Origin of the sequence: Mycobacterium sp. PDNC021 (assembly GCF_048282635.1) — a bacterium.
GTDB lineage: Bacteria > Actinomycetota > Actinomycetes > Mycobacteriales > Mycobacteriaceae > Mycobacterium > Mycobacterium llatzerense.
In genome coordinates, this window is record NZ_CP182502.1 from 2,135,678 (window position 1) to 2,159,902 (window position 24,225).

General features: G+C 66.1%; 22 protein-coding genes. 6 read left to right on the forward strand and 16 right to left on the reverse strand.

The genetic code is table 11. The annotated features are described in order from the left end of the window. The first annotated feature begins 306 nt into the window (after window positions 1-306). Window positions 307-2,058 (forward strand): cytochrome c oxidase subunit I, encoded by a 1,752-nt coding sequence (ctaD, locus tag ACNO8X_RS10005; RefSeq protein ID WP_418005144.1) that lies wholly within the window; start codon window positions 307-309, stop codon window positions 2,056-2,058. Here the strand turns inward: ctaD and ACNO8X_RS10010 are convergent. The 6 genes from ACNO8X_RS10010 to ACNO8X_RS10035 form a co-directional block, all read right to left on the reverse strand. Beyond that, window positions 2,021-3,904, reverse strand: coding sequence for a zinc ribbon domain-containing protein (locus tag ACNO8X_RS10010; protein WP_418005845.1), 1,884 nt, complete (start codon window positions 3,902-3,904; stop codon window positions 2,021-2,023). The two genes, ctaD and ACNO8X_RS10010, sit on opposite strands and share 38 nt — an antisense overlap. A gap of 23 nt (window positions 3,905-3,927) precedes the next feature. Next, on the reverse strand, window positions 3,928-5,562 hold the full coding sequence (locus ACNO8X_RS10015; RefSeq protein WP_418005145.1) for a S53 family peptidase: 1,635 nt from the start codon (window positions 5,560-5,562) through the stop codon (window positions 3,928-3,930). Window positions 5,563-5,621: 59 nt separating this feature from the next. Further along, a complete protein-coding gene (locus ACNO8X_RS10020) occupies window positions 5,622-5,888 on the reverse strand; it encodes a hypothetical protein (protein ID WP_418005146.1) in 267 nt (88 codons plus the stop codon). Window positions 5,889-5,997: 109 nt separating this feature from the next. Next, complete coding sequence (locus tag ACNO8X_RS10025) at window positions 5,998-6,630, reverse strand: TetR/AcrR family transcriptional regulator (RefSeq protein WP_418005147.1); 633 nt, start codon at window positions 6,628-6,630, stop codon at window positions 5,998-6,000. Window positions 6,631-6,661: 31 nt separating this feature from the next. Continuing rightward, on the reverse strand, window positions 6,662-7,471 hold the full coding sequence (locus ACNO8X_RS10030) for a hypothetical protein (RefSeq protein WP_418005148.1): 810 nt from the start codon (window positions 7,469-7,471) through the stop codon (window positions 6,662-6,664). 28 nt (window positions 7,472-7,499) lie between these two features. Beyond that, window positions 7,500-8,894 carry a cytochrome P450 gene (locus ACNO8X_RS10035; RefSeq protein ID WP_418005149.1) on the reverse strand — a complete coding sequence of 465 codons (1,395 nt, stop codon included), beginning with the start codon at window positions 8,892-8,894 and terminating at the stop codon, window positions 7,500-7,502. Between the two features lie 222 nt (window positions 8,895-9,116). Here ACNO8X_RS10035 and ACNO8X_RS10040 point away from each other — a divergent pair, with 222 nt between their 5' ends. Next, the gene (locus ACNO8X_RS10040) at window positions 9,117-9,812 is read left to right on the forward strand and encodes a hypothetical protein (RefSeq protein WP_418005150.1); all 696 of its coding nucleotides are present in this window, start codon (window positions 9,117-9,119) and stop codon (window positions 9,810-9,812) included. 1 nt (window position 9,813) lies between these two features. Next, the gene (locus ACNO8X_RS10045) at window positions 9,814-11,394 is read left to right on the forward strand and encodes a DNA polymerase Y family protein (protein WP_418005151.1); all 1,581 of its coding nucleotides are present in this window, start codon (window positions 9,814-9,816) and stop codon (window positions 11,392-11,394) included. A gap of 52 nt (window positions 11,395-11,446) precedes the next feature. On the opposite strand, the gene ACNO8X_RS10050 is transcribed toward ACNO8X_RS10045, so the two are convergent. After that, window positions 11,447-12,385: a fumarylacetoacetate hydrolase family protein gene (locus ACNO8X_RS10050; RefSeq protein WP_418005152.1), complete on the reverse strand. Its 939-nt coding sequence runs from the start codon at window positions 12,383-12,385 to the stop codon at window positions 11,447-11,449. Then, on the reverse strand, window positions 12,382-12,969 hold the full coding sequence (locus ACNO8X_RS10055) for a TetR/AcrR family transcriptional regulator C-terminal ligand-binding domain-containing protein (RefSeq protein WP_418005153.1): 588 nt from the start codon (window positions 12,967-12,969) through the stop codon (window positions 12,382-12,384). Before ACNO8X_RS10055 ends, ACNO8X_RS10050 begins: the two co-directional genes overlap by 4 nt. An 87-nt stretch (window positions 12,970-13,056) precedes the next feature. Here ACNO8X_RS10055 and ACNO8X_RS10060 point away from each other — a divergent pair, with 87 nt between their 5' ends. The 3 genes from ACNO8X_RS10060 to ACNO8X_RS10070 all read left to right on the forward strand — a co-directional run bounded on the left by ACNO8X_RS10060 (window position 13,057) and on the right by ACNO8X_RS10070 (window position 15,345). Continuing rightward, on the forward strand, window positions 13,057-14,361 hold the full coding sequence (locus ACNO8X_RS10060) for an alpha/beta hydrolase family protein (protein WP_418005154.1): 1,305 nt from the start codon (window positions 13,057-13,059) through the stop codon (window positions 14,359-14,361). Window positions 14,362-14,438: 77 nt separating this feature from the next. Next, window positions 14,439-14,870, forward strand: coding sequence for a MarR family winged helix-turn-helix transcriptional regulator (locus tag ACNO8X_RS10065; protein ID WP_043396805.1), 432 nt, complete (start codon window positions 14,439-14,441; stop codon window positions 14,868-14,870). Between the two features lie 52 nt (window positions 14,871-14,922). Further along, window positions 14,923-15,345 (forward strand): organic hydroperoxide resistance protein, encoded by a 423-nt coding sequence (locus ACNO8X_RS10070; RefSeq protein ID WP_071289271.1) that lies wholly within the window; start codon window positions 14,923-14,925, stop codon window positions 15,343-15,345. Between the two features lie 72 nt (window positions 15,346-15,417). Here ACNO8X_RS10070 and ACNO8X_RS10075 read toward each other — a convergent pair whose 3' ends face one another. The 8 genes from ACNO8X_RS10075 to glnT form a co-directional block, all read right to left on the reverse strand. Further along, window positions 15,418-16,476, reverse strand: coding sequence for a nucleoside hydrolase (locus ACNO8X_RS10075; RefSeq protein WP_418005155.1), 1,059 nt, complete (start codon window positions 16,474-16,476; stop codon window positions 15,418-15,420). A 93-nt stretch (window positions 16,477-16,569) separates the two neighbouring features. Continuing rightward, window positions 16,570-17,217, reverse strand: coding sequence for a helix-turn-helix domain-containing protein (locus tag ACNO8X_RS10080; RefSeq protein ID WP_418005156.1), 648 nt, complete (start codon window positions 17,215-17,217; stop codon window positions 16,570-16,572). After that, window positions 17,171-18,487, reverse strand: coding sequence for an allantoate amidohydrolase (locus tag ACNO8X_RS10085; protein WP_418005157.1), 1,317 nt, complete (start codon window positions 18,485-18,487; stop codon window positions 17,171-17,173). The genes ACNO8X_RS10080 and ACNO8X_RS10085 overlap by 47 nt, the downstream gene beginning before the upstream one ends. 66 nt (window positions 18,488-18,553) lie before the next feature. Then, window positions 18,554-19,732, reverse strand: a complete 1,179-nt coding sequence (locus ACNO8X_RS10090; RefSeq protein WP_418005158.1) for an NAD(P)/FAD-dependent oxidoreductase — start codon at window positions 19,730-19,732, stop codon at window positions 18,554-18,556. After that, window positions 19,732-21,087, reverse strand: coding sequence for an FMN-binding glutamate synthase family protein (locus tag ACNO8X_RS10095; RefSeq protein ID WP_418005159.1), 1,356 nt, complete (start codon window positions 21,085-21,087; stop codon window positions 19,732-19,734). Before ACNO8X_RS10095 ends, ACNO8X_RS10090 begins: the two co-directional genes overlap by 1 nt. A 13-nt stretch (window positions 21,088-21,100) precedes the next feature. Beyond that, window positions 21,101-21,781, reverse strand: coding sequence for a protein glxC (locus ACNO8X_RS10100; RefSeq protein ID WP_418005160.1), 681 nt, complete (start codon window positions 21,779-21,781; stop codon window positions 21,101-21,103). Continuing rightward, window positions 21,778-22,689, reverse strand: coding sequence for a glutamine amidotransferase (locus tag ACNO8X_RS10105; RefSeq protein ID WP_418005161.1), 912 nt, complete (start codon window positions 22,687-22,689; stop codon window positions 21,778-21,780). Before ACNO8X_RS10105 ends, ACNO8X_RS10100 begins: the two co-directional genes overlap by 4 nt. 62 nt (window positions 22,690-22,751) lie before the next feature. Continuing rightward, window positions 22,752-24,089, reverse strand: a complete 1,338-nt coding sequence (gene glnT, locus ACNO8X_RS10110; RefSeq protein WP_418005162.1) for a type III glutamate--ammonia ligase — start codon at window positions 24,087-24,089, stop codon at window positions 22,752-22,754. Window positions 24,090-24,225 lie beyond the last annotated feature (136 nt).

Consider the following 24,225-nt stretch of genomic DNA (forward strand, 5'->3'; position numbering starts at 1 on the left):
CCAGGCAACACCACGCCCACGACGACGACCACGACGCCACCCGCCCCCGTGTCGCCGACCCAGAAGTCGATCGACCCGTCGGGACCGAATTCTTTTACGCCGTCGGTGTTGGCGCCGCTGCCGCAGACTGCGCAGCCTGGGGTGCATCACAACTTCTGATCTGAGCCGGTTGGGACTTATGGCCCTGCCATGAGTGCCCAACCGGTCAATAGCGTTCGTGGCAACGCGATCCAGAGAGGTTGGTGGCGGTGGTGCCATTGGAAAGCAGCCCAGCCGGAACGGTAGTCCGGTCGTGAGTGGGCAGTCATGACGGCAGAAGCGCCTCCGGTCGCACAACTTCAGGCTGGTCGCCCGTTCCCGGAGCGTATGGGCCCCAAGGGCAACCTAATCTACAAGCTGGTGACCACCACCGATCACAAGCTGATCGGCATCATGTACTGCGTCGTCTGTTTCATCTTCTTCTTCATCGGCGGCCTGATGGCGCTGTTCATTCGCGCGGAGCTGGCGCTGCCCGGATTACAGTTCCTGTCCAACGAGCAGTACAACCAGCTGTTCACCATGCATGGCACGGCGATGCTGCTCTTCTACGCGACCCCGATCGTGTTCGGCTTCGCCAACCTGGTGCTGCCGCTGCAGATCGGCGCCCCGGACGTGGCGTTCCCGCGGCTGAACGCGTTGTCGTTCTGGCTCTTCGTTTTCGGCGCTCTGATTGCACTGTCCGGCTTCATCACCCCCGGTGGCGCGGCTGACTTCGGTTGGACCGCCTACACCCCATTGTCGGATGCGATCCACTCCCCGGGTGCCGGTGCCGATCTCTGGATTCTCGGCGTAGCCGTCGGTGGCTTGGGCACGATCCTCGGTGCGGTCAACATGATCACCACCGTGGTCTGCATGCGCTGCCCGGGCATGACGATGTTCCGCATGCCGATCTTCACCTGGAACATCTTCATCACCTCGATCTTGGTGCTCATGATCTTCCCGCTGCTGACCGCCGCCCTGTTCGGTCTGGCCGCTGACCGCCGCCTGGGTGCCCACATCTACGACCCGGCCAACGGCGGAATGATGCTCTACCAACACCTGTTCTGGTTCTTCGGCCACCCCGAGGTGTACGTCATTGCGCTGCCGTTCTTCGGCATCGTGAGCGAAATCGTTCCGGTGTTCTCCCGCAAGCCGATCTTCGGCTATACAACCTTGGTCTACGCCACGATGAGTATCGCGGCACTGTCCATGGGCGTGTGGGCACACCACATGTACGCCACCGGCGCCGTGCTGTTGCCGTTCTTCTCGTTCATGACGTTCCTGATCGCGGTCCCGACCGGTATCAAGTTCTTCAACTGGATCGGCACCATGTGGAAGGGGCAATTGACCTTCGAGACGCCGATGCTGTTCACCGCAGGCTTCCTGATCACGTTCCTGCTCGGTGGCCTGTCGGGTGTGCTGCTGGCCAGCCCGCCGCTGGACTTCCACGTCACCGAGTCGTATTTCGTTATCGCACATTTCCATTACGTGCTGTTCGGCACGATCGTGTTCGCCACCTACGCGGGCATTTACTTTTGGTTCCCGAAGATGACGGGCCGTCTGCTCGACGAGCGACTCGGCAAGCTGCACTTCTGGCTGACCTTCATCGGTTTCCACACCACCTTCCTGGTGCAGCACTGGCTGGGCGACTCAGGTATGCCGCGTCGGTATGCCGACTACCTGCCGACAGACGGTTTCACCACGCTCAATATCGTTTCGTCGATCGGGGCGTTCATCTTGGGCATATCGACGCTGCCCTTCGTGTGGAACGTGTTCAAGAGCTGGCGTTACGGCGAGCCGGTGTTAGTAGACGACCCGTGGGGCCACGGCAACTCCCTGGAGTGGGCCACGTCCTGCCCGCCGCCGCGGCACAACTTCACCGAGCTGCCCCGGATCCGTTCGGAGCGCCCGGCGTTCGAGCTGCACTACCCGCACATGGTCGAGCGGATGCGCGCCGAAGCCCATATCGGGCGGCGCCACACGACCGATGAGCCGTCGACGCTCAGCGCGGCGGGTCGCCCCGCCAGGCGAAGCTGTTGACGTACTGGCCCATGTCGAGGGCCAGTTGCAGGCCGACGGCGGACGGTTTTCCGGACCCGAAGTCCGGTCCGAAGGGGTGGTACGGCCCCGTCGCGGCGGCGATGAGTGCCAGGTCGTTCTTGACGGCGACCAGCACCAGCAGCCGCATCCGAGAGAATTTGCGGCTGGCGCCCTGCGGATACCAGTCGGCGACGAGGCCGTAGCCCGCCTGGTATCCGACCATCGCGTTCGGGACCTCGTACGCGGTCTTGGCGTCCGGATAGCTCGACGTGATCAGTTCGGCGGCAATGTCTTTCGGCTGCCGTCCGGTCGCGGGCCGGCTGAACAACTGCAGCATCCCGCCGTCGCCGGCCAGCAGTTTCGCCAGGACGCCGTTGTCGTCCTTGGTCACCTCGTAGGCCGCCCCGGCGGCCGGGTAGGCGACGCTGAACGAGCCGTCAGGCGCGGTGAACCGGGGGTTGATGGTCACCGGCTGGCCCATGGGCGGATGGCCGCATTCGGGTGGGCACACGTACCGCACTGCCGGTTTCTCCAGCAGTCCGGACACCCCGACCAGGAGCGCGGCCACGACCACCGCGGCGAGGGCAAAGATCAGCGTCACCTGAACGCGTTTCGTGGTCCGGGTCGGCGTTGCCGAGTAGGACGTGGCATGCAGCGAGTAGCCGGGGAGGAGCCCCACCGTCAGGCTGTCGTTGGGTACCGGACGGTCGGTGCGCTGGCCGTGACGTGCGGCCCGTGACGATGCCCGGGTGGCGGCTCCGCAGGCCGCGCAGAACGGGGCGTCGGGCACCACGTGGCCGCACTGGGTGCACAGCAGCGGCTCGTCCATGTTGTAGTCGTCGTGCGCCTCGTGCAGCAGCGCCAGGTGCAGTCCGACGCGTAACGCCAGCAGCGCAACGGCGGTGAGGGCCAGATACAGGGCCAGCTGCAACAACTGCGGCAGCTGCACCATGTCGATCAGGCCGAGCAGCGCATAGACCACGGCGACGATCACCGCGATCAGAGTGAGTGTCAACCGGACGTAGCCGCGGTGTGTGTTCGCCTTGTTCGGTGGCCGGGTGAACCACAGTGCCGCACCGATCAGGCCGCCGACGGTGGCCGCGATGATGGGAGTGGCCAGGCCACGGATGCCGGCTTCGACCAACAGACCCTGCAGCGGGCGATCCCGGTTGACCATGCCGGTGGCGAATTGCGGGGCGAGCCGGGTCAGGGTCGCCGCGGCGGTGAAGTAGATGGCGGCATGGGCGCCAATGGCATAGCCGTGCAAGGCTTCTCGGTGGCCGGGCCGGAGCAGCCGAATTGTCAGCGTGGGTACCTGCATGAGCAACAGGCCACCGAGCGTGACGCCGACGCCGGTCCGCAGCATGCGAGCTGCCGCAATGCCCGCGCCCAGCGGGATGCCGTAGGACCGGGCGGCCACAGCGCCGGTGAGCAGTGCCCACCCGACGCCCAGGGTGATGGCCATGCCAGCGGCCAGCCACAGGTTGCCGCGGGGTGCGTCCCGATTGAATTCGGATTCCCGAAGATAGATTCCGAAGATCACGGGCAGCCCGAGGACCGCGACCGCGACCAGGGCCCCGGGTAGGCGGAGCATCGCGGTGGCGGCCAGTGCCAGCACCAGAGCGATGAGTCCGAGCATGAACGACGTGCGCGACCGCGGTGACAGGTGCGGGAACAGCGAGCTGGTGATAGACGGCCGAAGCAGGTGCTGCCCGGGTGCGGCGCTGAACGATCGCGCCCGCAACCAGCGCGGTCCGTCGTGGCGGTGTTCGCTCAACGGTGCGCCGCACAGTCCGCAGTACTCGCCGGCCGGGACGTCCAGCTGGCAGACGCCGCACTCCATCATCGGCCGGTCTTCGAGTTGGGTGCTCACTGCGTCACCTTCTGCAACAGCGCCAGGTCGGCCACCAGGTTCTCCAGATTCGGGGTGCCGAGGCCACTGACCAGGTCGTAGCCGGGGCCCGCGGTGTCAATGGCGTTGCCGCCCAGGGTGATATCGCGGAACGCCGGGTGCGGGGCGCCGGTGGCGATGCGGTACAGCTGTGGGTTGAGGGCGCCGATCGGTCGCCCGCCGTTTGCGGTGAGGTGCTGGTCCATGATGGCGGTCAGCCCGGCCCAGATCGGCGCCGCCTGTGAGGTGCCGCCGCCGACGACAACCTCTTTGTCCACAACGATTCTCACGCCGGTGTAGGGATCGGCGACGGCCGAGATGTCCGGCGTCATGCGCTTCCCCATACTGCGTTTCGGGTCGATGTGGTCCGCCGCATTCGACTGCCAGCGTGGCCGGTCGAACAGCGTGGAAACCCCGCCGCCGGTGCCCTGGGAGAGTGGGACGTTGAACCAGGCCTGTTCGTCCAGCCATTGGCCGTCGGCGTCGGTGGACAGGGTGCTGCCGCCGACGTTGGTCATCTCAGGCAGGGACGCCACCGAATCCAGACCGATGTCGTTCGGGCCGGGCGGGGAATCCCAGTCGTCGCCGCCCTTGCATTCCAGCCCGGCCAGGTCACCGCTGGCGTCAAAGGCCGTGGTGCCGTGTGATGCTGCGGTGGCCAACGCGGAACGGACGGGCGCGAGGTCGGCCGCGGTCGTCAGCTTGTCGCAACCCCAGCCGATCGACAGGCTCCAGATCGCGCCGGGGAAATCGCGGTCGGCCTGTTCGAACATCTCGCCGATCTTCAGGTAGGCGCCATCGCCGGTGACCGTGGGACGGGCGTTGACGACGACCAGTCGGGCGTCGGGCGCGATGGCGTGGATCACCTCGAGATCCATGGTGGTCTCGCCGTGGTCGTCGCCGGGTTTCCCGCCGACGAGGACCGGGGTGAATTTGGGCAGGCCGAAGGTGGTGGCGAACTGGTCCAGGTCGGCTTGGTCGTAGCCGTTGAAGGCGAAGACCACCACCGTGGTGCCCTTGCCGGTGTAGCCGGCGGCGGCCAGCTTGTCGGCGTGATAGGCGCTGAGCAGGTGGCTGGGGGTCAGGCCGCGTTCCGGCACACCGAGTGGCCGGGGTGGTGGGGTGGATTCGTGATGCGGCGTGTAGCTGAGGATCCGGCCCAATTCGGTGACCGTGCCGTGCAATTCGGTGGGGACTTGGGGCTGTTGCGGCGCGGCGTAGAACTCCTGCCCACGCCGGCTGCGGTAGTCGTGCACCTGGACGCCGAAGGCGGTGCTCATGCGGTCGGGGTCGCCTTCGACGACGGCCCAGGTGTCGCCCGGCCGCCAGCGCACCGAAAGTCGTTGCAACTCAGCCCAATTGATCAGGGCATCCGGCCGGTAGCCGTCATCGAGAGTGGCGGTGAGCTGGACGCGCTGCTGCGCGTGCGCGCGTCCGAGATCGGTGGAGGACGCCAGCAGCGACGCGAAGGGGCCGTCGATGGTGCCCGATGGCTGGTCAGGTGCCGCGGTCGGCCGGCCCGGGCTGGGCAGGTTGAAGACCAGCGTCAGGGTGGCGGCAAGTGCCAGGGCCAACAGCCATCGCTTGGACGGTGTCCGAGTCGGCGGTGACATGTGGCAACGGTAGCGCGAACCCGGATTCTGCTGGGCCGGTTGGCAACCCGGGGCGGTTGTCAGTTGCGGTGGGTGCCCGGTGTTGCGGTGGGCGCCGGGTTGGCCGTGACCGTCGGAGTGAACAGGTTGCCACCGTTCGGACTGAGCGACTTCTCGGTCGGGGTGACCGCCGCCGATGTCGTCGTGGTGGTCGTGGTGGTCGTCGACGAGGGCGTCTCGGGGGCTTTCTTCTCTTCGCCGCAGCCCGCGGTGAGGCCGATCATCGCGATGAGCGCGGTGCCGCCGGCGGCGACTGTGATGCGGTGGACCAGACGATTCGAACGCACGATGCATGCCTTCCACTAGCGCAACGGTCCACCAAGCCCGAGCGGGATTCCAGACCTATTCCAGTTACGAGCGTACCGGTTTTCGCGGCTCAGTGCCGCTATCAGCGCATCAGAGCCCGGAGAGGATGGTGCCGATGGTCCGGCGCAGGTGGTCTTCGTCGCTCAGGTCGAGGCTGGAATTCGGTACCAGGGCGTAACCGATCGCCAGGTGTGCGACGACGTCGGCCACGTGTTCCATCTCGTGCGGAGCGGTTGACGCGGCTTCGAAGCGCTTGACCAGGCCCAGGATCAGCGCGCGCGCGATCAACATCGACGCGGACTCTTCCGACCGGGCGAATTGCACGAGCCGTTCGGGTTCACTCGCGACGAGGCGCCGGACGACCGGATTGGTGCGGGCGAATGACACGGCCTGGACGAGCAGTTCGGTGAGAACATCGGAGCGTGTTTCGCACTCCGCGGATGCGTTGATCAAGTCGACGACGAACTTGCGGAGCTCACGCTGCAACATGCGGTCGATGACGGTCTGTTTCGAACCGAACCTGCGAAAAATGGTGGCTCGTCCCACGCCCGAGTGCTCGCCGATGTCGGTCATGGTCACGACGTGCTCGCCGTACTCGCCGATCAGTTCGGCGGCGGCATCGAGGACACGTGCGTCGACGGCGTCGTCTTCGGCGGCGATCAGCTCGACGAAGAGCTGGCCTTGGGCGGCCAGCTCCGTCGTGCTCGGCTTCGACGTCGTCATGATCTGACCACCCTAGGTGCTGCATCGGCGGTCAGCGCAGGTGCGGCAGCCTTTCGTGGAGGTCGACTGGTGCCGGGGCGGACCGGCGTGCGGCTGCTGCTTGCGGCGAGTAGATGCACAGCAGCGGCAGCGCAAGGTTCAATGCGGTCGATATCAAGCCGAGTGCAAGCATGGTCGGCCGCGAGAAGTCACTGTTCAACCCGAGATACATGGGCCAAGTGGTGACGAACGCCTGCAGGCCGAAGCTGATAGGGACCATCGGGGCCAGCCACCAGGCCCGGCGGCCTTGGAATTTCGGCTCGAGGACCAGGATGGTCCAGCCTCCGACCACCGCCAGCGCACCGTTCTGCACGATGGCGTACAGCGGCAGTCCCAGGACCAGTAGCGGGTTGTTGCCGTAGTAGGTCATGACGTGGAAGTGGATACACGTCATCTCCATCGCGGCGTCGAACGCGCTGAAGGCGACGATGATGGTGAGCAGCTTGCGGGTGGGCATGCCGCTGCGCAGGAACCGATAGGCGATGTAGACCGCTGAGGCGAAGAACATCGATTCCCCGACGAATACGTAGAGCGGAATCTGACGTCCGAATGCTTCGAACACCAGCAGCGGCGTGTTCAGCGGGTAGAAGGTCGCGCCGAGAAGATCGCCGAATGGCTCCAGGAATCCGCACAGTGCGCCACCGACCATCAAGATGAGGGGAAGCTTGTCCTGTGTGCGCAGGAAATATCTTGTGGCCCAGGTCAGTACGCCCAAGAAGGACAGTGCGGTGAACGCGAGGAAGATCAATGATGCGGTCTGATTGGCGACCATCTCGGTGGGAACGCGGGGGTGATGAAACATGCTCGGGTAAGTCCTCTCGCCGATGTGGTTAGCGGTCAGTGATTTTCGCGGCGACGCCGCCTTTGATTCCGGTCGAGACGCGGAACGCGGGGCGCAGTTCGAACCCGGCGGGCAGCTGCAGCCGGAACCGTCCCAGGACCAGCGCAATGGTGAATATCGCTTCCATGTATGCCATCTGGTAGCCGAGGCATTTGCGTTGCCCGATGTTGAACGGGATGAAAGCGTTCTTGTCGATCTTGTCGGTGCGGAAACGGTCCGGATGGAATCGCTGCGGTGCATTCCAGAATCGCGGGTCGTTGTGCAGCACGGTAGGCGACACGATCACCGTGGCGCCCTTGGGAATCCGGTATCCGCCGATCTCATCTTCGACGAGAGCTTCCCTCAGGTACATGGGGCCGCCCTGGATGCGCATCGATTCGTCGAAACAAGCTCGGACGAAAGGCAATTGGGCCAGATCGGCGTAGCCGGGTTTGCGGCCCAGGAGGCCGAGGGCGTCGACTTCGGCGCGTGCGCGTGCTTCTACGTCTGGGTGTTGGGCCAGCAGGGTGAACGTCCAGGCCAAGGCCGACGAGGTGGTTTCGAAGCCGCCGAAGATCAGCCCGCCCAGTTCTGATTTGAGTTGTGTGACAGTCATCGGGCTCCCGTCCTCGAAGCGGGCCTCCAAGATCAGAGAGATCATGTCCGTGTCGGGTCGGGGATTGGCGATCCGGTCGTTGATGGCGGTCACCGCGAATTCGTCCAAATAGTGGCGAGCGGCCTTGCCGCGCTTGGCAAATGGTCTGGGTAGCGCGGCGGGCATCGAGTGCATGACCATGCGCGACCCGGCGTACAGCGCGTAGCTGCGGATCTCCTCGGCTAGTCGAGCGATGGTGTGGTCGTCGAGGTCTTCTTGGGAGCAGGCGCCACGCAGCAGCACGGACAGCGCCATCGTGGACAGGTTGTCTTCGAGGTCTACCGGGCGACCGGATGCGGCTGCGGGATCCCAGGTGTCATCGAGATGGCGGATGATGTCGTCGACGACCTTGTTGCTGAGTTCCTGCATGCTCTGCGCGGTGAATCTCGGGCTCAGCAGCCTGCGCATGCGCTTCCACTGCTCGCCGTCGGCAACCGGTAGCGGGGCGTGATCCTCGCCGTCGATGAGCTCCATGTTCATCGCGCCCTTGCCGTAACCGCTGGAATTGCGGGTCATCACGTGATGTACGTGATCGGGATGGCTGACGAGGATGAGGTCCTGGCCAGGTACCGGTAGTCGTGCGACGTCACCGTACTTGCGCGCCACCGATGGCAGGTAGCCGTAGATGTCGCGAGCCAGTTGTGGCGCGATCCCGAGTCCGGGGATCCCGCGTGGCCCGGGTGGCAGCTTGGTCGCGCGCTGCGCTGTTCCCTTGCCGGGGTTGGGGTTTCGTCGCAGGGATTGCGTCATCTCCTGGCTCGCTTCCGGTTGGTCTTTGTGCCGATCGGCCGTGATGAGACTCAAGCTGGATGAAAAGTCTCAAATGAGACTATCGACACCGTCTGAGTATCGCAAGGGTGGGCCGGTTCAGGGATGGCCGCAGCTTGACCGTGTCGGTGGGTGGGTGTTTACTCACGGTATCGAACAAATATTCGAATAACGGTGGTGGCTGATGGTGTGGGAGGTGTTGTTGTGGCGGCTGTGACCAGTCTGGCGGATAGCCGGGTTGACCGTGCTGACCAGCTGGAACAGCTCCGGCGCAAGATCGCCGAGATGTCCGGGCCGGCAGGTCTGCGTGGCCGGGACCGGGGTCGGTCGGAGCCGGCTCCGAAGGTTGTCGAAAGTTTGCTGGAAACGCCGGATTCCCAGTCTGAGCTGCTGCCCGACGTGTTGCCCCGCGGCACGGTCGCGGTGCTCTCGGGGGCCCGGTCGCTGCCGTTGCGGATGGTGGCTGCGGTGACGGCGTCCGGTGGGTATGCGGCCATCGTCGGTCAGCCCAAGGTCGGGCTGCTGGCGGCGGTGGAGATGGGGGCCGACCTGGAACGCATCGCGCTCATCCCAGACCCAGGACCGGACCCGGTGGAGGTGGCCGCGGTGCTCATGGACGGGCTCGATCTGGTGCTGCTCGGCTTGGGTGGCAAGTCGGTGCCGGCCGGCCGGGCACGGGTGGTGGCGTCCCGGGCCCGGCAGCGTGAGTGCACTCTGCTGGTCACCGATGGCGACTGGCCTGGGGCGACGGCCCGGTTGGAGGCCAGGGTCCGCGGGTATGAGGTGGTCGGCGCGGGTGCCGGAGACCCGGTCCCGGGGTGCGGACGGATCGGCCGGGTACGGCTGGACACGCGGGCCCGGGGCCGCTCGATGCGCCCGCTCCAAGCGGTGGGTGGGTGAGATGTCCGATCCTGCGCACCGGGTACTGGCCATCTGGTGCATGGATTGGCCCGCGGTGGCCGCGGCAGTGGCGGCCGGGCTGCCGGTGACCGAGCCGGTGGCGGTCACTCTGGCGAACCGGGTGGCGGCCTGTTCGGCCTCGGCCCGGGCGTTGGGGGTGCGGCGCGGGCTGCGGCGCCGGGAAGCGCAGGCCCGTTGTCCCCAATTGCATGTCGCCACAGCCGACCCGGCGCGGGACGCCCGGCACTTCGAGGGAGTGACGGCTGCGGTCGACGAGGTCGTGCCGCGCGCGGAGGTGCTGCGACCGGGGCTGCTGGTATTACCGGTACGTGGAGCGGCCCGGTACTTCGGGTCCGAACAGACCGCGGCCGAGCGGCTGGTCGACGCGGTGGGGACGGCCGGGGTCGAATGTCAGGTCGGCATCGCCGATCAGTTGCCCACCGCGGTGTTCGCGGCCCGGGCGGGACGGATCCTCGCGCCGGGTGAGGATGCGCAGTTTCTTGCCGAATTGTCGATCCGGCAGCTGGCCACCGAGCCGAGCCTGTCCGGCGAGGGGCGGGAAGAGCTGTCGGACTTGCTGTGGCGCATGGGTATTCGGACCATCGGGCAGTTCGCGGCGCTGTCCCGGGCCGACGTGGCGTCCCGGTTCGGGGCGGATGCCGTGGTCGCGCACCGGTTTTCGCGGGGTGAACCGGCGCGGCGACCATCGGGGCCGGAGACTCCGGTGGACCTCGATGCCGTGATGGACTGCGACCCGCCGATCGACCGAGTGGACGCGGCGGCATTCGCCGGGCGCTCGCTGGCCGGCCGGCTGCACCGCAGCCTGGAGTCCGCCGGGGTGGGGTGCACCCGGCTGGCCATCGATGCGGTGACCGCCAATGGTGAAGAATTGCAACGCGTTTGGCGGTGCGCTGAACCTCTGACCGAGGACGCCACCGCGGACCGGGTGCGGTGGCAGCTGGACGGCTGGTTGACCAGGCGGGGACTGGGTAGGGTTGGGCCCACCGGGCCTATCACGGTACTGCGGTTGCATCCGGTCGAGGTCGTCTCGGCGGCGGCGCTGCAGTTGCCGTTGTGGGGCTCCTCCGGGGACGACGACCGGATGCGGGCCCGGCGGGCGCTGGTGCGGGTCCAGGGGCTGCTGGGGCCGGAAGCGGTGCAGGTGCCGGTGCTCAGCGGTGGACGGGGACCGGCCGAACGCATCACGCTCACCCCGCTGGGGGATGAGGTGGTGCCGCGCAGCGATCCGACCCACCCCTGGCCGGGACGGCTACCGGAGCCTGCTCCGGTGGTCCTGCTGGATGATCCGGTGGAACTTGTTGATGTACAGGGTAATTCGGTTCGGGTGACGGACCGGGGGATGTTCTCCACCGATCCCGTGGGGTTGACGGGTTCGGGCTATCGCGGGGCGTTGCGCTGGTGGGCGGGGCCGTGGCCCGTCGATGAGCGCTGGTGGGACCCGGAGCGGGGGAAAGGCCGCACGGCTCGGGCTCAGGTGCTGCTCGGGGGCGATGGGGAGAGCCGTGCGCTGCTGCTGTGCTACCGGCAGCGGCACTGGTATGTGGAGGGGGTCTATGAGTAGTTGACGTTGGTGCCGGTGACCATATGTACCTGGTCGTTCACCTGGATGATGTTCATGCGCGGTGCTTTTCGGCGTGGGGCCGGACTTCGTGGGTGATGCTGCCGATGCCGAGGATGGTCAGCTCGAGCCTGTCTCCCTCCTGGGGCAGGTGACCGGACTCGATTCCCGAGCATCCCGGTAATGTGCCGGTGCCGAACAGCTCTCCGGGATAGAGCTGTTCGCTCTTGGAGGCGTGGGCCAGGGCTTCGCCGAGCGTGTACCGCATACCTCTGGTGGTGCTTCGCGTCACGGTGACCCCGTTGATCTTGACTTCGGCTTCGAGTCCGGCTGGATCGATGCTCGGCGTCGCGGCGACGACGGTGTCGGACATGGAGCTGGCGAAGTGTTTGGCCTTCTGCGGCCCGAAACCACTACGCATCTCGGCTATCTGGACGTCGCGGGCGGATAGGTCATTGAGGACGACGTAGCCGCTGATGGCCGCGGCGGCTTCGGTCGGCGTGGCATTGCGCAGTGGGCGGCCGAGCACGAAACCGAGTTCGAGCTCGTAGTCCAGGTCGCGGGCGTAAGCCGGTGTGGTGACCGGTGTTCCGCTGGGCACAAACGTCAGTGCGTTGCTCATGTAGTAGATCGGCTGCTCGAACCACAAGCGGTTCGGTTTGAACATCGGGAACGTCGATCCGGTGATGCGCTCGTACGCCGCGGTCATCCGGTAGCTGCCGGGCAGGTACCGCCGCGCCATCGCTCGCGACGCATCGATGACGTGTTGTTCGTAGAGCATGAAGTCGCGGAATGACACGGGAGCGAACGGCAAGAGGGCGTCGGCCGACTGACCGTCCTCGGCAGTGTCACGCCACTGGGGAACCGGCGGAAGGCCCAGCGGTAGTTGATCGTTCGACCATTGCTGCCAGCCGGCACCTGAGCGCACCTCGACGATGGTGGCGCCATTGGCGTGCCGTCGTCGCATGGCCTGCACTTGGGTTTCGTCGATCACGGGGTTTGTGATCCTTTCAGTACCAGGTCGATCCGTGCGGCAAGTCCGTGCCTGACGTTCTGATGGGTGACCAGGCGCCGGAAATGCAGTGGCGCAATGATGGTTTCGATGACGAGCGCCGCATCGGTGGTGGCGGGCACCTCGTTGCGGTCGATGCCGCGAGTGATGATCATCTTGGCGACCTGAAACCTTTCGGTCCAGAACCGCGTTCGGGCGGCATCGCTGTCGGGGGAGTCCGTGCCAACGGAGCCGGCCGCTCGGGTCAACGCGTATCCGCGGGGCGACTCCAGGTATTTCGCGAGCGACGTGGCGAATTCGATCAAATCCTGGCGCAGATTACCGGTGTCCGGAACGGGAATCGCGGCCTGGCTGCTGGCCAATAGCGCGTCGGCGATGACGTTTTCCCAGGTGCCCCAACGGCGATAGATCGACGATGGCGCCACTCCGGCGTGGGCTGCCAGCTCGGGAAGGCTCGACTGGGTGACCCCGGTCTCCAGCAGGTCCAGGGCGGCGGTCAGGACGGCCGTGCGGATGCGCGCGGATCGTCCACCGGGGCGACGTGAGACCTCGTCGGGTTCCTCCATGGCCCCAAGTCTAACGCAAAAATCATTGCGTTAGGAAGAGATCTCTGCCTACCATCGGCTTGCTGCCCCGTCCCGACCGGAGGACCCATGTCACGCATTGCCAAGAACCTGATCGTCAGCCTCTGTGCGCTGACCGGAACAACCGAACGTGCCGCTCGGCGCGTCGGCGTCAGCTATTTTCTGCCGGAGCTGACCGTCGACCGGTTCGCCAACATGGGCGGAATCGACAAGCGGCTCTTCGCAACTCAATTGCGGCAATGCCGCTCGTTCGATGACGAGGCGTGGGCCGGTTACTGGCGCAGGCTGGCCGCCCTGCACCTCGACATCGCCGCGCCCGCGCTGGCTCGCCTGGGCGGTCCCGCTCCGAGCGAACTGCTCGTGCCGGCCGACGCCGACCTCGTCACTCGGCTCGGCGCCGTGCTGGCGCCGGCCGTCGATGTGTTCGCCGAGCGCTCACCGGAAACCGTCCAACAGTTGGTTACCTCGTTCATCGCCGACAACCCTGACCACGCCGATGCCGCTGTCGCCATCGACGCACTGGTCAAGGCCATGACGTACCTGTTTGCCGCATCGTGGCCGGGCTGGACACCCCGCCGGCTCCAGGCCTACGCCGAGTCGCAATGCCTGTTCGACGCGCTACTGCGCGCGCTCGCTCCGGCGATGGGCGTCGACGTCGAGGTCATCACCTTGCACGCCGACGGAGAGGCCATCAAGGGCTACGCGGCGTTCCCGGCGGGGAGCGAACCCGCCGCCACGGTCCTGGTCACCAACGGCCTGGAAGGCGCCAGTCAAGAGATTGCGCTCCCGATCCTGAAGTACCGCCGCAACGGCATGGCTGTCGTCACGATGGAGATGCCCAGCACCTACGCCTACCGCAACCCGCTCTCACCCGAATCCGAAAACATCTACACGGCAATGCTTGACCACCTCGCTGCGCATCCTCGCGTCGACGCGGACCGGATCGGCATGGTCGGAGTCAGCTTCGGTGCGCACTGGTCGGCGCGAATGACGGCGCGCGACAAGCGAATCAAGGCAGCGGTCTGCAACGGCGGTCTCTACCGCCGCAGCTTCGCGCCGACATCCACCTTCGGCAAGCCCGAGATCATCCTGCAAACCCTCCGCAACACCACCGGCGCAACCAGCCTCGTCGACCTGGGCCGGCGGCTGCACGCCCTGTCGCTCGAAGCCCTCTATCCCGATATCACCGTGCCGCTGTTGGTCGTCAACGGTGACGCCGACACTCTCGTCTCGACCCAGGACTCCGTCGACCTCGCCAATGCTGTGCCCAACAGTGAACTGGTCCTGTATCCCGACGACGACCATTGCGCCATGGGGCACTACACCGAATGGCTCGGGTACAGCGTCGACTGGCTGCAACGGCATCTCCGCTGACACGCGGCGGGCCTGGCGGTACGCCATCCGCAAAATAATAGTTGTGCACAATTGAATTGTGGGCTACAGTTCATCACGTGGACGCACTCACCTTGGACCGCCAGCTCTGCTTCGCCCTGTACTCGGCGTCGCGGGCGATGACGGCGGCCTATCGGCCGATCCTGTCCGAGCTGAACCTCACCTACCCGCAGTACCTGGTGCTGCTGGTGCTGTGGGAAGAGGATCGGGTCACGGTCGGGCGACTGGGCGAACGGCTGCAGCTGGATTCGGGGACTCTCTCACCGCTACTGAAACGGTTGGAAGCCAATGGATTCATCCGTCGTGAACGGTCGCTGCAGGACGAGCGTCAGGTCGAGGTGACCCTCACCCCGGCCGGCCGCAAGCTCGAAGGGAAGGCCCAGTGCATTCCAGAACGGCTGGGCGCCCAGACGGGCATCACCGAGCAGGAAGCAGCGGACCTGCGCGACGCGATCCACCGATTGACCGATGCCCTCACCGCATCGCACTGAGTTACCGACGCAACTCGCGTCGCCGGCACCAACCAACCACAAGGAGATCGACATGAAGGCGCTCTACACCGCAGAAGCCCTGGCCACCGGCGAAGGTCGCGACGGCCACGGCCGTACCTCCGACGGCAAGCTGGATCTGGATCTGGCCATCCCGAAGGAGATGGGTGGCAGCGGCAACGGCACCAACCCCGAGCAGCTGTTCGCCATCGGCTACGCCGCCTGCTACCACTCGGCGCTGCGTCTGGTCGCCCGCGAGGCCAAGGCCGACGTCACCGATTCGTCTGTGGGAGCACGGGTTTCGCTCGGACAGCTGGACAACGGCGGATTCGGGCTGGCGGTCGAGCTGGAGATCACCCTGCCCAACCTGGAGCACGACGCCGCTCAGGAATTGGCCGACAAGGCCCACCAGGTGTGCCCGTACTCGAACGCCACCCGCGGCAACATCGACGTCAAGATCACCGTCACCGACGACTGATCATCACCGCGCCGACTGGCCACTTGCGACACGAAATCTGCGAATTTCCGTGTCGTAAGTGGCCATTCGGCGTCAGAGACTGGAGGCGAACCTGCCGACCCGCTCGATGAACCGGTCGAAGAACGCCACCGGGTCCACCTCGACGCCGATGTGGGCATTGGGCTGACGCCCCCAATGCCCGCGCCAGTCGGCCACCGTCATGCCGCGGGTCAGGGTGCCCAGCAGTTCCACGTCGACCGTCGCTCGCTGGTACCGGACGATATCGGGATCCAGGGCCACGGCCGCCGCGAGCGGATCGTGCAAGTGCGCCAGGTAGCCCTCGCCCTGGTCGTAGTGGAACTCGAAGTAGAACCGCATGGCGTCTTCCAGCACCCGGATCAGGGCGTTGGACGACGTGGAGCGCGTGCCGCGATCGTCCAGCACGCTCATCGGCGATGACGGCCCGCCCGCGGCGGTCGCCAGCCGGCTCAGTAGCGACGGCGTCATCGCGATGTTCTCGGTCAGGTTGAGCCCCAGAATGATCGGCAGATGACCGGGGTCCTCCAGTCCCCACGCGGCGCCCCAGACCGAGAACACCTCAGCGGCGGCCTCCGGGTCGACGCTGATGTTCCATTCGGACACCGGCGTGGTGTTGCCGCGATAGTCGAAGGCCCCGCCCATGATCACCAGCCGACGCAGCAGCCGCGGCAGCGACGGTTCCAGCCGTAGCGCCAGCGCGAAGTTGGTCAGCGGACCGGTGACCAGACCGATCAACTCGCCCGGATATTCGCGGGCGGCCTGGATCCACGCCTCGGCGGCGTCGTACTCGGTGAGCACGCCGCCGGTTTCGGACTCTGGACTCGGTTCGGGCAGTTCGGCGTACCCCAAACCCTGCGGGCCGTGGGTGTCCTCGGCGGTACGCAGGGGTGCGACCAGCGGGACGCTCGAGCCGCGGGACACCGGAATGGGGCCTACCTCGCACAACTGCAGCAATCCCAAGTTGTTGACGCATACCTGGTCGACCGGGACGTTGCCCGCGGTGGACGCGATGCCGACCAACTCGGCGTCGGCGCTGGCCAGCAGGTAGGCCAGCGCCATCGCATCGTCTACGCCCGTGTCGACGTCAGCAAAAACCGGCTGGGCCGTAGGCATCCCACTCCCTGTCATGCCGCCAACGATAAGGGGATACCGAAGGTCGGGCATTTCGATTGATCGTCCCGCGAGCGGTCGTGGCCGCCCCAGCGATCAGACCGTGCCGTCGGGGAACGCGATGACCGAGACGAAACGGATCGGCAGACGGATCAGCCGGGTTGGTCCGTGGACGCCTTCGCCGTCGAACTGCAAGGAGTCGCCGGGTTCGAGGCGGTATTCCGAGCGGCCATGGCTGTAGTCCATGACGCCGTCGAGCATGTAGATGAATTCTGTGCCCGGGTGCTGGAACAGGGGGTAAACATCGCTGGCCTCGGTGAGGGTGACCATCAGACACTCCAGTCGCTTGTGCTCGCCGCGGAGCCCGCCCAGCAGGTGGTACTCGTGGCCGGCCTGCGAGCCGCTGCGGACGATCGGGGTGCCCTTGCCTGCCTTGACGAACGACGCGGGTCGCTCGGTGTCGGCGCCGCGAAACAGATACGTCACCGGAACGTCGAATCCCTTGGACAGCAGTGCCAGGGTGCTCAGTGAGCAGGAGGTCTGTGCGTTCTCGACCTTGGAGAGCATCGCCTTCGAGATGCCGATCCGGGCTGCCATGTCACCGACCGATAGTCCCGAATTATGGCGTAGCTGGCGAACATTGCGAGCGATGGCCACCTCGAGCTCGAGCTCTTCGACTCTGTCATCGGGCCGCCGGTCACGCGTGGTGCCCGCATTGCGAAGCAGCGTTTCGTCGTTCTCCATCGGTTAACCGTAACGCATCGACGTCTACTGTCAGTGGACAACTCGCGCGGGACTCGATCCGGCGCGACCGGGACTCGGCGAGATGCGCAAGGCTATCGGCCAGCGCGATCGCACCCGCTTCGGCATCGGCGTTCTCGACCGCCTCGGCGGGGGCGTGTGAAATGCCGGAAGGGTTGCGTACGAACAACATTGCGGTGCTGACGTGGTCCTTCAGGACTCCGGCGTCATGACCGGCTCCGGTTCCCAATATCGGCGCATCATCGAGCGTCGAGCTGAGGCTGTCTCGCACCTGTGAGTCGAAATCAACTGTGGGGCTGAATGACTCCTCGGTCATGGTCACTCCGCAGCCTTCCCCGCGGGCAGCCGCGTTGGCCTCTCGGGCGATTTCATGCACCAGGAACTTGGTTACTGCGTCATCGGGGTGACGCACGTCCAGCCAGAGATCCACTTGGGAGGCAATGACGTTGGTGCCGCCGGGCACGGGGACGATCCGCCCGACGGTGGCGCGCGCCTCGCTGATGGCCCGGGCCTGTGCCTGCACGGCCACCACGAGTCGGGCGGCGGCGACCATCGGGTCTGACCGGTCCTTCATCAGCGTCGTGCCGGCGTGGTTGCCTTCGCCGGTGAAAGACAGCCGCCACCGGCCGTGGCCGAGGATCGATGAGGCGACGGCTACCGGTCGGCCCAGCTCCACCAGCCCGCGGCCTTGCTCGACGTGGAGTTCGACGAACGTATCGATCCGCGCGAGCGCATCCGGATCCGGTCCGAGGTGTGTGGGATCGATGCCGGCACAACGGCTTGCGTCAGCAAAGGTGATGCCGTTCTGGTCGGTGAGGCCGCGGGCCCGGTCTGGATCGATCGCCCCGGTCATCAGCCGCGAGCCCAGGCAGGCCACGCCGAAGCGGGAACCTTCCTCCTCGGGGAACACGGCGATGGCTCGGCGGCCCCCGATGCCGCGGGCGTCCAGCAGGTCGAAGGCGACCAGTGCGGATGCCACCCCGAGTGGGCCGTCGTATGCGCCGCCGCCGGGTACTGAATCCAGATGACTGCCGGTCACCACCGCGCCGTCGCCGACGCCGCCCGACCAGGCCCAGATGATCCCGTTGCGGTCGGTTTCCACGTCCAGGCCCCGCTTTGCCGCGTGCGCCAGAAACCACGATCGCAGGTCAAGTTCTGCCGTGGAATACACGGGTCGGGTGTAGCCGCCGCGCCGGGTGTCTGTGCCGGTCGAAGCGATCTCGGCGAGCAGCGAGGTGACGGTGTCAGGCATGAAACTCCTTTGTGGGAACCCGGATTCGGGGCGAGCGAAGCGACGGGAAGGACAATGCGTCGTGGGTCAGCGCATCTCGCCGGCACCGACATACGGGTGCCGACTGCACAGCGGCTTACCTTCGGCGAACCGTTCCAACCGGAAATCCGCGGCCGGGACGTCAGGATCGGTGCTGTCTCCCTCGAACACCAGATCAGCGACGAGTTCTCCGACGGCGGGGCTGATCTTGAAGCCGTGGCCGGCAAAACCAGCCGCCAGGATCAGTCCGTCGACTCCGGCGATCGGGGCGATCACCGGATTCCAGTCCGGCGGAACGTCATACACGCCCGCGTAGGTGTGGGTGACCGCCGGCTCGGGGAAGCCGGGGAAGCGGTGCATCACCTTCTCGCCGTATGCCATGACGGAGGCTTCTGCGGCGACATTGGAGTAGCTGTCGGGGTCCACGAACTTCTTCTGGAAATCGGCGTGATCGCTGTTGCCGACCAGGAATTGGCCGGAGCCTTCGACTCGGCAGTACTGCAGGCTGATCAGATCGGAGATCACCGGCAGATCGGGGAGTGGCTCGCCGGCGTCGACGATCAGCAGTTCCGATCGGTAGGCCTCGATGGGGAAGCTTATTCCGATGTCGGCCAACAACTTTGCCGACCACCAACCATTGGCCACGATCACCAGATCGGCGTCGATGGTGTCGCCGTTCTCCAGCATCACCCCGCTGACTCTGTCGCCCGCGGTGAGAACCCGGGCCACGGGCGTGTTCTGCCGGATCTTGGCGCCGCCCGCTCGGGCCACCTGCCCGAAATGCAGTGCCAGTTGGGTAGCGTCCGCGAATCCGCCACGCGGCTCGTACGCCGCAAGTGCCACGTCGGAGGTCTCCAACATCGGCCATAGTTCCTGCAACCGGTCGGTGTCGATCAGATCGACCTCGACGCCGAGTGACTGGTGCATGGCCGTGTTCGCGGCCAGCGCGTCGGCATTCTCTTTGCCGACCAGCACTGTGTAGCCGACCTGCCGGAACCCGATCGAGTCGCCCAGTTGCTCGATCAACGGCAGGCTGCGCCAGGCCATGGCGGCGATCGATGGGACACCGTAGTGGGTCCGCACGATGCCCGATGACTTCCCGGTGCCGCCGCTGGCCAGCTGATGGCGTTCCAGCACAACGACATCGGAGAGGCTGCGGTCAGTGAGGGAACGGGCGATGGACAGGCCGATCAGTCCGCCGCCGATGATCACTGCCTTCGATGCCATCAGAACCCACCTGCCGCGCCGTGGCCCGGAATCCAGGATGTGCCGGCCAGCGGTACCCGCGCCATGGCGGCGGCTTCGATGGACACCGCGACCATGTCTTCGGGCTCCAGGTGGGTGACATGCGCCTTGCCACACGCCCGTGCGATTGTCTGCGCCTCCATGGTCAGCACCCGCAGGTAGTTGGCGACGCGCCGGCCGCCGTCGACCGGGTCCAGCGCCTGCTGCAGTGCCGGGTCCTGGGTGGTGATGCCGGCGGGGTCCTGGCCGTCCTGGAAATCGTCGTAAAACCCTGCTGCCGAACCGAGTTGGGCGTAAGCAGCCTCATACTTGGGATGGTTGTCGCCGAGCGCGATCAATGCCGCCGTGCCGATGGCGACGGCGTCCGCACCCAGGGCCAGCGCCTTGGCCACGTCCGCGCCGCTACGGATGCCGCCGGACACGATCAGCTGCACGCCGTTCGGCTTGCGATGGACGCCGAGCTCTTGCAGCGCCTGCACTGCCTGCGGTACCGCGGCCAGCGTGGGGATGCCGACGTGCTCGATGAAGACCTCCTGGGTGGCGGCAGTGCCGCCCTGCATGCCGTCGACGACGACCACGTCGGCGCCTGCGTGCACGGCGAGTTTGACGTCGTAGTACGTGCGAGAGGCTCCGACCTTGATGTAGATCGGTTTCTCCCAGTCGGTGATCTCGCGTAATTCATTGATCTTGATGGTCAGGTCGTCCGGCCCGGTCCAATCCGGATGCCGAGACGCCGACCGCTGGTCGATTCCCTGCGGCAGGTCGCGCATACCGGCCACGCGTTCGGAAACCTTCTGTCCCAACAGCATTCCACCGCCACCTGGCTTGGCGCCCTGGCCGAGAACCACCTCGATGGCATCTGCGCGGCGTAGGTCGTCGGGGTTCATCCCGTAGCGGTTCGGCAGGTACTGGTACACCAGATGTTTGGAGTGACCGCGTTCCTCCGGCGTCATGCCACCATCGCCGGTGGTGGTGGAGGTGCCGACCTCCGAGGCGCCCCGCCCGAGAGCCTCCTTTGCGCGGCCGGACAGCGCCCCGAAGGACATGCCCGCGATGGTGACCGGAATATCCAGGTGTAGAGGGTATTTCGCGTTTCGCGCGCCGAGCACCACGTCGGTGCCGCACTTTTCTCGATACCCCTCCAGTGGGTAGCGCGACATCGAGGCGCCGAGGAACAGCAGGTCGTCGAAGTGGGGGAGGGCGCGCTTGGCGCCCCAGCCTCGGATGTCGTAGATGCCGGTCTCTGCGGCCCGGTGGATGGCGGCGATGGTGGCCCGGTCGAAGGTCGCGGACTCACGTAGTCCACGTTGGGATCGGTCGTCTGCCGAGAAGGTCATGTGCTGATCCTGATCAGTAGGAGTTGTGGACCTGGAAGTGATAGAGGTTGCGTGCCGAGCCATACCGCCGGTAGGAGGCGGGGTCGTCGTCGTAGCCGGCGGCCTTGAGTAGGCCGGCGAGCTCCTCGAGGTGCTCGGTCTCCATGGGTTTCTCGATGCAATCCGCGCCAAGGGATTTCACTTCACCGCGCACGTACAGGCGCGCTTCGTAGATCGAATCGCCCAGGGCGTCGCCGGCGTCGCCGCGAATGACGATCCGGCCACGCTGGGCCATGAAAGCGCTCATGTGTCCGACCGAGCCACCGACCACGATGTCGAGTCCCTTCAGCGAGATGCCGCAGCGGGCAGCGGCATTGCCGTCGATCACCAGTAGGCCGCCGCGTCCGGTGGCGCCGGCGGACTGCGACGCGTCGCCGGTGACGTGAACGACGCCGCTCATCATGTTCTCGGCGAGGCCCTGCCCGGCATTGCCGTTGACGGTGATCTCGGCTTTCTGGTTCATCCCGGCGGCGTAGTAGCCGACGTGGCCGTTGACGGTGATCTCGACCGGCGCGTTGACGCCGACGGCGACGTTGTGTGCCCCTTGGGGATTGACGATGACGTACTGACCGTCGATGTCGTCGCCATGCAGGGCGGCGTTGACCTCCCGCAGTGCGACCGACGACAGGTCGAAAGTGGTTGCGGTGTCGCTCATGCCGACACCGTCTCTCGGCTCCAGGCGTAGACCACTTCGGGTTCTGGTTCCCAGATTCGGGCGTCCTCGATCCCGGGCAAGTGCGCCAGCGCGCGGAACTCCGATGCCATGGCCACCCAGTCCGCGGTCTCGGCGATCACCGCCGGCTTGCACGCGATGGCGTCGCGGACGATCGCGAAGCTGTCGCTGTGGGAGACCAGCAGTGTGTAAAAGCCGTCGAATGTTGTTGTCAGACTGGTCAAGGCTTGCTCGACGTCGGATCCCGCGGCCAGTTCGTGGGCCACGAACCGCGCACCGACCTCGGTGTCGTTCTCCGAGTCGAACTCGATACCGGCTGCGCGCAGATCGCGCCGGATGCCGGCATGGTTGGCGAAGGAACCGTTGTGCACCAGGCACTGGTCCGGGCCTACCGCGTACGGGTGGGCGCCGCTGGGGGTGACCGCCGACTCGGTGGCCATCCTGGTGTGGCCGACCCCCTGCCAGCCCTGCGCTTGCGCCAGACCCCAGCTGTCGGCCAGCGACGTGGGCGTGCCGACACCCTTGAGCACCGCCACGTCCGTGCCGAACCCTCCGACCAGGACGTGGGGATAGGCCGCCTTGGCGGCTGCCAGCAGTTCTTCGGCTGTGGTGTCCGCGGATACCAGGTAGGTCACGTCGCGCACGGTGACCGAAACCGGTGCACCCACCCGGGCGCTCAACTCGTCGATGATCTGGTCAGGCGTCGCATCGACCTCGATCAGGGAGATGGTGCTCTGCCCGGCCGGCGACCACTGTGGGTCGCCGTAGACGGCGATGCCGGCCGAGTCGGCACCGCGGGCCTCCATTGCGGTCAACATGCCGGTGAGCAGCTCACCTAGCCGGGGATAGAGCTCGGGGGTGCGCAGGTGCAACCCGACGATTCCACACATGGTTGTGTTTGTTCCTTTCGCGTGTGGGCCGGATGTGGTTGGCCGATAGTGGTTTTGGGTTCTCAGAAGGCGGTCAGGTAGCGTTCGTGCTCCCACGTGCCGACCGCCGAGTGCCAGTCCCAGAATTCGGTCTTCTTCAGCCGGGCGAAATACGCTGCGACACTGGGAACATCGGAGCCGGGTGGGATGGCCGCGTCCAACGCACCGGTCATGACCTCGTCGGTCTCCAGCCGCTCGATGGCATGCAGGAGGGTGGCGGGCAGTCGTTCCTGCCTGGGGCCGGTGCCGAGTGCGCCGGGGTCGGCAGCTCGTTTGATGCCGTCCAGTCCGGCGGCGAGGGCCGCGGCTGCGGCGAGGTACGGGTTGGCGGACCCGTCGCCGCCGCGCAGTTCGATCCGATTGTTGTCCGGCACCCGGATGTAATGGGTGCGGTCGTTGCCCCCGTACGTCGGGAAGCGCGGCGCCCACGATGCGCCCGATGCTGTCGAGATGGCGCCGGTTCGTTTGTAGGAGTTGACTGTTGGTGCAATCACCGCCTGCATGGCGCACGCGTGGTCGAGTATTCCGGCGATGAACGAGTATGCGGTTGCAGACATCGCCAGCCCGCGGTCGTCCTCGCCTGCGTCGGTGGGGAACACCGGAGTTCCGCCGCTGGTGAGCGAGATGTGCATGTGCAGACCGGAACCGGTCTTGTCCGCGAACGGCTTTGGCATGAAGGTGGCGATCATGCCGCGTTCGGCGGCCATCACATTGAGCAGGTAACGCAGCGTGATGACCCGGTCGCAGGTGGTCAGGGCCTCGGCGTAGTTGAAGTTCTGCTCGAACTGGCCGGACCCGTCCTCGTGATCGTTGGCGTAGTTGCCCCAGCCGAGTCCGTTGATGGCGGTGCTGATCGAGGAGAGGTGGTCATACATCCGGGTGACGCTGCGGGCGTCGTAGCACGGCTGGGCCGCAGTGTCCTGGTCGTCGGCGGGTGCCAGGGCCCCGTCGGCGGTGCGTTTGAGTAGGAAGTATTCGACCTCGGCACCGATCCAGGGCTCGAATCCGGCGTCCGTCGCCTGTTGGATCATGGCCTTGAGGATGTTGCGGGGTGCGAACGGCCATGGTGCGCCGTTCACATGTGGGTCGCAATGGACCAGCGCCAGGCCGTCTTTCACGAACGGGATGGGGGTGAACGAGGCCGGATCTGGAATGGCGATCAGGTCCGGGTCCTTCGGCTCCTGGCCGATGGCGCCGACCGCGTAGCCGGCGAACCCGACGCCGTTGGTGGCGAGTTCTTCGACTGCTTCGACCGGCACCAGTTTCGCGCACGGCTTGCCGTTGAGATCGACGAACAGCGCGAGGATGAACTTGGTTCCGGACTGCTCGGCCAGCGTGGCCAACTCACTGCGACTCGTCATACCAACTCCGACTACTGATAGGAATCAATGTTTCTCAATAGTAGACATGGAGTGGTTAGTGATTGCAACTGTGGTGGTGTAACTTCGGCGTTACGCTGCGGTTCACGAGGTTGTTACACGCTACGGAGTGTCTCCG

Bases quoted from the DNA above. Each gene is read 5' to 3' on its own strand.
- ctaD (WP_418005144.1), top strand. From the start codon at position 307: ATGACGGCAGAAGCGCCTCCGGTCGCACAACTTCAGGCTGGTCGCCCG.
- ACNO8X_RS10010 (WP_418005845.1), bottom strand. From the start codon at position 3,904: ATGATGGAGTGCGGCGTCTGCCAGCTGGACGTCCCGGCCGGCGAGTAC.
- ACNO8X_RS10015 (WP_418005145.1), bottom strand. From the start codon at position 5,562: ATGTCACCGCCGACTCGGACACCGTCCAAGCGATGGCTGTTGGCCCTG.
- ACNO8X_RS10025 (WP_418005147.1), bottom strand. From the start codon at position 6,630: ATGACGACGTCGAAGCCGAGCACGACGGAGCTGGCCGCCCAAGGCCAG.
- ACNO8X_RS10030 (WP_418005148.1), bottom strand. From the start codon at position 7,471: ATGTTTCATCACCCCCGCGTTCCCACCGAGATGGTCGCCAATCAGACC.
- ACNO8X_RS10035 (WP_418005149.1), bottom strand. From the start codon at position 8,894: ATGACGCAATCCCTGCGACGAAACCCCAACCCCGGCAAGGGAACAGCG.
- ACNO8X_RS10045 (WP_418005151.1), top strand. From the start codon at position 9,814: ATGTCCGATCCTGCGCACCGGGTACTGGCCATCTGGTGCATGGATTGG.
- ACNO8X_RS10055 (WP_418005153.1), bottom strand. From the start codon at position 12,969: ATGGAGGAACCCGACGAGGTCTCACGTCGCCCCGGTGGACGATCCGCG.
- ACNO8X_RS10060 (WP_418005154.1), top strand. From the start codon at position 13,057: ATGTCACGCATTGCCAAGAACCTGATCGTCAGCCTCTGTGCGCTGACC.
- ACNO8X_RS10070 (WP_071289271.1), top strand. From the start codon at position 14,923: ATGAAGGCGCTCTACACCGCAGAAGCCCTGGCCACCGGCGAAGGTCGC.
- ACNO8X_RS10075 (WP_418005155.1), bottom strand. From the start codon at position 16,476: ATGCCTACGGCCCAGCCGGTTTTTGCTGACGTCGACACGGGCGTAGAC.
- ACNO8X_RS10080 (WP_418005156.1), bottom strand. From the start codon at position 17,217: ATGGAGAACGACGAAACGCTGCTTCGCAATGCGGGCACCACGCGTGAC.
- ACNO8X_RS10085 (WP_418005157.1), bottom strand. From the start codon at position 18,487: ATGCCTGACACCGTCACCTCGCTGCTCGCCGAGATCGCTTCGACCGGC.
- ACNO8X_RS10090 (WP_418005158.1), bottom strand. From the start codon at position 19,732: ATGGCATCGAAGGCAGTGATCATCGGCGGCGGACTGATCGGCCTGTCC.
- ACNO8X_RS10095 (WP_418005159.1), bottom strand. From the start codon at position 21,087: ATGACCTTCTCGGCAGACGACCGATCCCAACGTGGACTACGTGAGTCC.
- ACNO8X_RS10100 (WP_418005160.1), bottom strand. From the start codon at position 21,781: ATGAGCGACACCGCAACCACTTTCGACCTGTCGTCGGTCGCACTGCGG.
- ACNO8X_RS10105 (WP_418005161.1), bottom strand. From the start codon at position 22,689: ATGTGTGGAATCGTCGGGTTGCACCTGCGCACCCCCGAGCTCTATCCC.
- glnT (WP_418005162.1), bottom strand. From the start codon at position 24,089: ATGACGAGTCGCAGTGAGTTGGCCACGCTGGCCGAGCAGTCCGGAACC.